Source organism: Sulfuricurvum sp. (assembly GCF_036279695.1).
Lineage (GTDB): Bacteria > Campylobacterota > Campylobacteria > Campylobacterales > Sulfurimonadaceae > Sulfuricurvum.
In genome coordinates this window covers 1-6,488 of sequence record NZ_DASUIQ010000009.1, presented here as the reverse complement: position 1 = coordinate 6,488, position 6,488 = coordinate 1, and the positions used below count along the sequence as shown (strand labels likewise).

Annotated in this window: 9 protein-coding genes; all 9 read left to right on the top strand. The window is 46.4% G+C overall.

Annotation, left to right across the window (positions count from 1 at the left end; genetic code table 11):
- Positions 1–129 precede the first annotated feature (129 nt).
- On the top strand, positions 130–333 hold the full coding sequence (rpmE, locus tag VFW36_RS01035; protein ID WP_299935407.1) for a 50S ribosomal protein L31: 204 nt from the start codon (positions 130–132) through the stop codon (positions 331–333).
- Positions 334–375: 42 nt separating this feature from the next.
- On the top strand, positions 376–1,185 hold the full coding sequence (gene rsmI / locus VFW36_RS01030) for a 16S rRNA (cytidine(1402)-2'-O)-methyltransferase (protein ID WP_329656964.1): 810 nt from the start codon (positions 376–378) through the stop codon (positions 1,183–1,185).
- A 21-nt stretch (positions 1,186–1,206) separates the two neighbouring features.
- Positions 1,207–1,884: a 23S rRNA (guanosine(2251)-2'-O)-methyltransferase RlmB gene (gene rlmB, locus VFW36_RS01025; RefSeq protein ID WP_329656963.1), complete on the top strand. Its 678-nt coding sequence runs from the start codon at positions 1,207–1,209 to the stop codon at positions 1,882–1,884.
- Positions 1,881–2,708, top strand: a complete 828-nt coding sequence (locus VFW36_RS01020; RefSeq protein ID WP_329656962.1) for a hypothetical protein — start codon at positions 1,881–1,883, stop codon at positions 2,706–2,708. Before rlmB ends, VFW36_RS01020 begins: the two co-directional genes overlap by 4 nt.
- A gap of 10 nt (positions 2,709–2,718) precedes the next feature.
- A complete protein-coding gene (locus VFW36_RS01015) occupies positions 2,719–3,345 on the top strand; it encodes a hypothetical protein (protein ID WP_329656961.1) in 627 nt (208 codons plus the stop codon).
- A gap of 72 nt (positions 3,346–3,417) precedes the next feature.
- A complete protein-coding gene (locus VFW36_RS01010) occupies positions 3,418–4,641 on the top strand; it encodes an LL-diaminopimelate aminotransferase (protein ID WP_329656960.1) in 1,224 nt (407 codons plus the stop codon).
- Positions 4,638–5,897 carry a homoserine dehydrogenase gene (locus VFW36_RS01005; RefSeq protein WP_329656959.1) on the top strand — a complete coding sequence of 420 codons (1,260 nt, stop codon included), beginning with the start codon at positions 4,638–4,640 and terminating at the stop codon, positions 5,895–5,897. The genes VFW36_RS01010 and VFW36_RS01005 overlap by 4 nt, the downstream gene beginning before the upstream one ends.
- A 197-nt stretch (positions 5,898–6,094) precedes the next feature.
- Positions 6,095–6,208 carry a 50S ribosomal protein L36 gene (rpmJ, locus tag VFW36_RS01000; protein WP_013461154.1) on the top strand — a complete coding sequence of 38 codons (114 nt, stop codon included), beginning with the start codon at positions 6,095–6,097 and terminating at the stop codon, positions 6,206–6,208.
- 2 nt (positions 6,209–6,210) lie between these two features.
- On the top strand, positions 6,211–6,488 hold a 278-nt coding region (gene rpsM / locus VFW36_RS00995; RefSeq protein ID WP_329656958.1), incomplete at its 3' end, for a 30S ribosomal protein S13.

The following is a 6,488-nucleotide window of genomic DNA, read 5'->3' as shown; positions in this document are numbered from 1 at the left end:
TAGCGATAGCATCGCGGTTATTGTAAAAAAAGAATTTTTTCGTTATAATTCGCCTCCAATTATCCGCCCCCGTACGGATATAAAACTATACAGACCGACGTACAACGCCGTCGATCACAAGGCAAACTTATGAAAAAAGATCTTCACCCGAACGTTGTTGAATGTACAGCAAGCTGCGCATGCGGTAACTCATTCACAACAACCAGCACAAAAGACACTATCCGTGTTGATATTTGCAGCGCATGTCACCCGTTTTATACCGGTTCTGAGCGTCAAGTAGACACAGCAGGTCGTATCGATAAATTCAAAAAACGTTACGCATTAAATTCGTAATTAAACCCTTTGCCTCTTTGGGGGCAGAAACCGAGCACTCTTATGCTAAGCCTCGTCCCCACTCCTATCGGTAATATTTCCGATATTTCACTCCGTTCTCTCGAGATTCTATCCACCGCTAATACGATTCTTTGTGAAGATACCCGTGTTACCAAAAAACTGATCCATTTACTCAAAGAGCGTCACAATCTCACAACGACCGAACCCCAATTTTTCAGCCTCCATTCCCATAATGAAGCCGAATTTGTTTCCAAATTAACCCCTGAATTTTTTAATGCTAATGTTGTCTATGTGAGCGATGCGGGTATGCCGGGGATCAGCGATCCGGGGCAGATGCTGATCCACTATTGCATCGAGCACAAAATCGCATACGATGTTTTGCCGGGGGCAAATGCGGTACTGACGGCATTTGTCGCCAGCGGATTCGTCCAGACGAAAATGCTCTTTTTCGGCTTTTTGCCTCACAAAGGGAATGACCGATCCGCTGCGTTGCAAGAAGCATTGTTCAACGGATACACGACGGTATTGTACGAAGCGCCGACACGGTTGGAGAAACTTTTAGGCGAGATAGCGATTGCAGCGCCGACACGGCAGGTATTCTTAGCCAAAGAGCTGACCAAGCGCTACCAGCGGTTTTATCGGGGGGTCGCTTCGGAATTGATCCCTCAAATGGAAAAAGAGATCCGAGGGGAATGGGTTGTGGTGATCGAAGCCTCCGAAGGGAAAAGTGCATCGCTCAGCGAACAGGATATTTTAGCCCTCGACATCCCTAAAAAAGCCGCTTCCAAACTGATCGCAAAAATTACGGGTGAAAATCCCAAAGAGTGTTATACACGCCTCATGAAATCTTAAAATCTTAGGGTATAATACCCCATGATTATTTATGGAAAACAACCGGTTTATTATGCAATTGAACGTCACAAGGATCGTATAAAGACCCTTTATTTGGCAAAAGAGATTGAGAAAAAAGAGTATTCGCACCTCATGAAAATGGGATTCGAGATCAAACGGATCCCCGAAAAAGCGGCGCAGTCGATGGTCAAGGGGGGAAATCATCAGGGGTTTATCGCCGAGATTTCTCAAATCGTCCCTTACGCCTCTCCGTTTCTCAAAAAGTGTGATTTCGTCGTTATCCTCAGCTCGATTACCGATATGGGTAACATCGGCTCATTGATCCGCAGTGCGTATGCATTGGGAGTCGATGCGATTGTTATCAGCGGAATAAAAGAGCCCAACTTGGAACCGATGATCCGCACCAGCAGCGGTGCCGCACTCGATATGCCGCTTGTTATTATCCACAATATTCACGATGTCTTGCATGAATTGAAACAATCCGGCTTCCAAATTTACGGTGCGGTGATGGACGGTCAGGATATTCGTGAAACGACGTTTGCGGCTAAACGAGCTTTGGTATTGGGAAATGAGGGTGAAGGCTTAAGCGGACGTGTCCAAAAAAGCCTTGATGTCGGTATTTCAATCCCTATGGCGCATGATTTTGATTCTTTGAATGTCGGTGTTGCCGGCGCAATTTTGATGGAGAGAATGAGATGAAACAATGTAAGACGTTTGAAGATTTGCAGGCTCTTGGAACTGAAAAGATCCATGAACAAACCCATATTTCCCGCGATAAAGTCGAGTTGGTAATGGGAAAAGCGTATGAGCAGATCGGACGCGTTCAGTTTATGGGGTACATATCAATTCTGGAGCGTGAATACGGAATTGATTTGAGTGCAATCAAGGAAGAATATACCGCGTTTTGTCAAAATAATGCTTTGATGCTCACCCCGAAACCTTCCGTTATTTTACAAGCAACCTCTAACTCAAAACCGAAGTGGATTTTAGCGGGGATCGCCGCGATTGCTCTCTTGATCGGCGGCGGATATTTATTGCAGGGGAAACTCTCTATCGCACCACAGGATGATGTAATGCATCTTACCACATCAGCGGTTGAAGTAGTCGATCAAAACAGTGATGCTAACGTCAGTGACATCAATGAGACGAATGGGACACTACCCGCTGTAAACACGGCAGTAAAAACGATTGTGACTCCCGATGCGAACAAAAGTGTTGCTCCGGCGAAACCGACGATTTCAGGCAAACAGCTCAGTATCCTCCCAAAATACAAAGTATGGTACGGGATGATCGATACATCAAGCGGGGTAAAAACTCAAAATATTACCAAAGACCCTATTGCCATCGATACGACCAAAGATTGGCTCATTATACTCGGACACGGGAGAGTAGAGATTGAGAACTCTGAGGGCAAAAGTATCCTCGATGATAAAAATACGGTCTATTTTGCTTGCGATAAGGGTAATTTAAAACAAATAACTCAACAAGAATTTATGGAACGTAACGGCGGAAAAAACTGGTAAATTATCAGTAATGAAACAGCTTGTACTCCTCCTCCTTTCCCCTTTTCTCCTTATTGGGGGAAGTATTAATACCCGTATCTCTTTTACCTCTCATCCGCAAACCGCTCTTCGAACCATCACCAGTGCATTCAATGCAATAGGGTATAGATTGGATATTAATAGCTTCATCATCGATAAAAATAGCGGTGAATTGAATGCGATAGCGATCGGTACCAAACCTTTTAATGCGAATGCTCTGGGAGAAAATCTCAAAGAACAAGCGATACGAATTGAAAAAGCCCGTATGGATCAAAATACCCTTTATTTGGAATTGGATACCCAAAATGCGAGTTGGAATGTACCGGTGTTGGGAGAGGATGAGGGTGTTGAGTTAAAACGTGTGAGTGTACCCCAATGGTTTCGTTTTGAATCAGCGGGATCTATTCGTATTCAGCCCCCTTATTCAGGTAGATGGTATCCTGATATTGCCGTTTTTAATTCCGACATGGAACTCCTCTCTTCGTTTCGATCGACGGAGCCAAAAGAAGAATTTGAGTCTACCCTCCCTGATGGTGCCCTCTATCTGAAAGTTTCCAATGCACAGGGGATGAAGATGATGAAAGAGGGGATGTGGATTGAGTCGGTGGGCGGACGATAACTTAGTCGCATTATAGTTAAACTAAGCCTCTTATGCTAAAATGGCGCAATTTTTTAATCACAGGTTGTAGCCATGTTTGATGAAATCCAATTTGACCGGATTAAACGCCTCCCGAAATACGTATTTGCCGAAGTAAATGAGCTAAAAATGGCGCGCAGACGTGCCGGTGCCGACGTTATCGATTTCAGTATGGGAAATCCTGACGGAGACACCCCTGAACATATTCGTAAAAAGTTGGTTGAATCGGCAGAGAAAACCAAAACGCACGGTTATTCGGTTTCCAAAGGGATTCCAAAACTTCGTCAAGCGATTTGCGACTGGTACAAACGCCGTTATGACGTTGATCTCGATCCCGATACCGAAGCGGTTGCGACGATGGGATCCAAAGAAGGGTATGCCCATTTGGCGTACGCTATCACCAATCCGGGCGATGTCGTTGTCGTCCCCGATCCGACCTATCCGATCCACTCGTACGGGTTTATTTTGGCGGGCGGAAATGTCCAAAAGATGGAATTGCCGTTTGATGAAGATTACAAAGTAGACGAGGATCTGTTTTTCGAGCGTTTGGAACATGCGTTTCACGTCTCGTTTCCGAAACCGAAATATCTCGTGGTCAACTTCCCTCACAACCCGACCACCGCAACGGTAACACCGGAGTTTTATACCCGTGTCGTTGAGATGGCGAAACGGGAACGTTTTTACGTTATCAGCGACATCGCGTACGGTGATTTGACGTTTGACGGCTACAAAACCCCATCGATCCTCTCTGTTCCGGGGGCAAAAGATGTGGCGGTGGAAGCGTTCACCCTCTCAAAAAGTTACAACATGGCGGGATGGCGTGTCGGTTTCTTCGTCGGAAACGCAAAACTCATCGGGGCGCTCCAAAAGATCAAAAGCTGGCTGGATTACGGGATGTTCACCCCGATCCAAGTCGCTGCGACCGTAGCGCTTACGGGAGATCAAAGCTGTGTTCAAGAGATCACGGATAAATACGATCACCGTCAAAATGTTTTGATCGAAGCGTTTAACCGTGCCGGATGGCCGGTACGCCGCAATCAGGCATCGATGTTCGTCTGGGCGAAAATCCCTGAGTGTGCTATTCACATGGGAAGTTTGGAATTTTCAAAACGTCTTTTGGTGGAAGCAAACGTTGCGGTAGCTCCGGGGATCGGATTCGGTGACTACGGCGACCAATATGTCCGTATTGCATTGATTGAAAACGATCAGCGTATCCGCCAAGCGGCTAAAAATATCAAACAGTTTTTGAGTACCCTAAACGGCAAGGCGAGCGAGTGACACGAGTCGGCGTTATCGGTGTCGGTACGGTAGGGCGTGCCGTTGTACAGATTTTAGAAGAGAATAAAACGATCATTACCGCACGTTCCGGTGATGAGATTGTGGTTAAAAGCGGGGTTGTACGCGATCTCTCAAAAGTTTCCGACCTCTCAATCACCCTTTCCCAAAACCCGTATGACATTGTCGATGATCCTGAAATCGACATCGTTGTTGAGTTGATGGGGGGAGTCGATCTTCCCCTTGAAATCGTCAAAAAAGCGCTCCAAAACGGCAAAGCGGTGGTTACGGCGAACAAAGCCCTTTTGGCGTATCACCGTTACGAGCTTCAAGAGATTGCGGGCAATATTCCGTTTGAATTTGAAGCGAGTGTCGCGGGGGGGATCCCGATTATCAATGCGTTGCGCGACGGACTCTCTGCGAACCATATCCTCTCCATTATGGGGATCATGAACGGTACCTGTAACTTCATGCTCACCAAAATGATGAACGAGGGGGCTTCGTTCGAGAGTGTTTTAGCCGAAGCGCAGGCATTGGGCTACGCGGAAGCCGATCCGACCTTCGACATCGGCGGATTCGATGCGGCGCACAAACTGCTCATCCTCGCTTCCATCGCGTATGGAATCGATGCGAAACCCGAAGATATTTTGATCCAAGGGATCGAGGGGATTACCCCTGCGGACATCGCGTTTGCCAAAGAGTTCGGATACACGATCAAACTTTTGGGAATTGCTGCGCGTGATGGGGGTGAAGTGGAACTCCGTGTTCATGCGGCATTGGTCAAAGAAGAGGCGATGATCGCTAAAATCGACGGTGTTATGAACGGGATTAGCGTTGTCGGCGACCGTGTCGGCGAAACCCTCTACTACGGACCGGGTGCGGGCGGGAATGCGACGGCGAGTGCGGTAGTTGCGAATATCATCGATATTGTCCGATCCGGCAAACGCTCTCCGATGCTCGGATTTAACCATCCGCTCGAAGAGGGGCTTCGCCTCAAAAACTCGCAGGACATCCGTTCGAAATATTATCTCCGTCTCCGTGTCTCGGATAAACCGGGAATTTTGGCGCAGATTACGAGCCTTTTCGCCGATCACTCCATCTCCATCGAAGCGGTTATTCAGCGCCCTTCTGAAACCGAATGCGCCCATTTGCTGTTTGCGACGCATGAAGCATCCGAGCGTTCTATCCACGCTTTGATGATTCAGCTGGAAACATTGGATGCCGTTCTTGAAACTCCGTTTATGATTCGGATTGTGTAATCGCAATTCGAATTAGACCCCTCTATTTATACCTTAATAAAAATTTAACCTTATATACTGTATTATACGCGTCCACTTTGCCCTCTCGGACAAATAGAATTGAATGTTTATAACTGCGTTCAATCGTAGTTACAAGTATTGGTGTGATCAATTTCCACCTACGAGAAGCAAGTGATTTAAATCAACGGAGCTTACCGATGAAAGTACGTTCTTCAGTGAAGAAAATGTGCGATGATTGTAAAGTCATCAAACGCAAAGGGATTGTGCGCGTAATCTGCAAAACCCCAAAACATAAACAAAGACAAGGATAAGCATGGCACGTATTGCTGGTGTGGACTTACCTAAGAAAAAACGTTTGGAGTATGCATTAACTTATATCTATGGTATCGGTTTACATACTTCACGCAAAATTTTGGATGCAACAGGGCTCGATTACAACAAACGTGTATTCGAACTCAGCGAAGATGAAGCGGCTACAATCGCTAAAGAGATCCGAAGCAGCGGTATTGCTGTAGAGGGTGACCTTCGTAAACAAGTCGCTATGGATATTAAAGCGTTGATGGATCTTGGTTCTTACCGTGGTCTTCGTCA

Coding starts and splice junctions, on each gene's coding strand:
- rpmE (WP_299935407.1), top strand. CDS start 130: ATGAAAAAAGATCTTCACCCGAACGTTGTTGAATGTACAGCAAGCTGC.
- rsmI (WP_329656964.1), top strand. CDS start 376: ATGCTAAGCCTCGTCCCCACTCCTATCGGTAATATTTCCGATATTTCA.
- rlmB (WP_329656963.1), top strand. CDS start 1,207: ATGATTATTTATGGAAAACAACCGGTTTATTATGCAATTGAACGTCAC.
- VFW36_RS01020 (WP_329656962.1), top strand. CDS start 1,881: ATGAAACAATGTAAGACGTTTGAAGATTTGCAGGCTCTTGGAACTGAA.
- VFW36_RS01015 (WP_329656961.1), top strand. CDS start 2,719: ATGAAACAGCTTGTACTCCTCCTCCTTTCCCCTTTTCTCCTTATTGGG.
- VFW36_RS01010 (WP_329656960.1), top strand. CDS start 3,418: ATGTTTGATGAAATCCAATTTGACCGGATTAAACGCCTCCCGAAATAC.
- rpmJ (WP_013461154.1), top strand. CDS start 6,095: ATGAAAGTACGTTCTTCAGTGAAGAAAATGTGCGATGATTGTAAAGTC.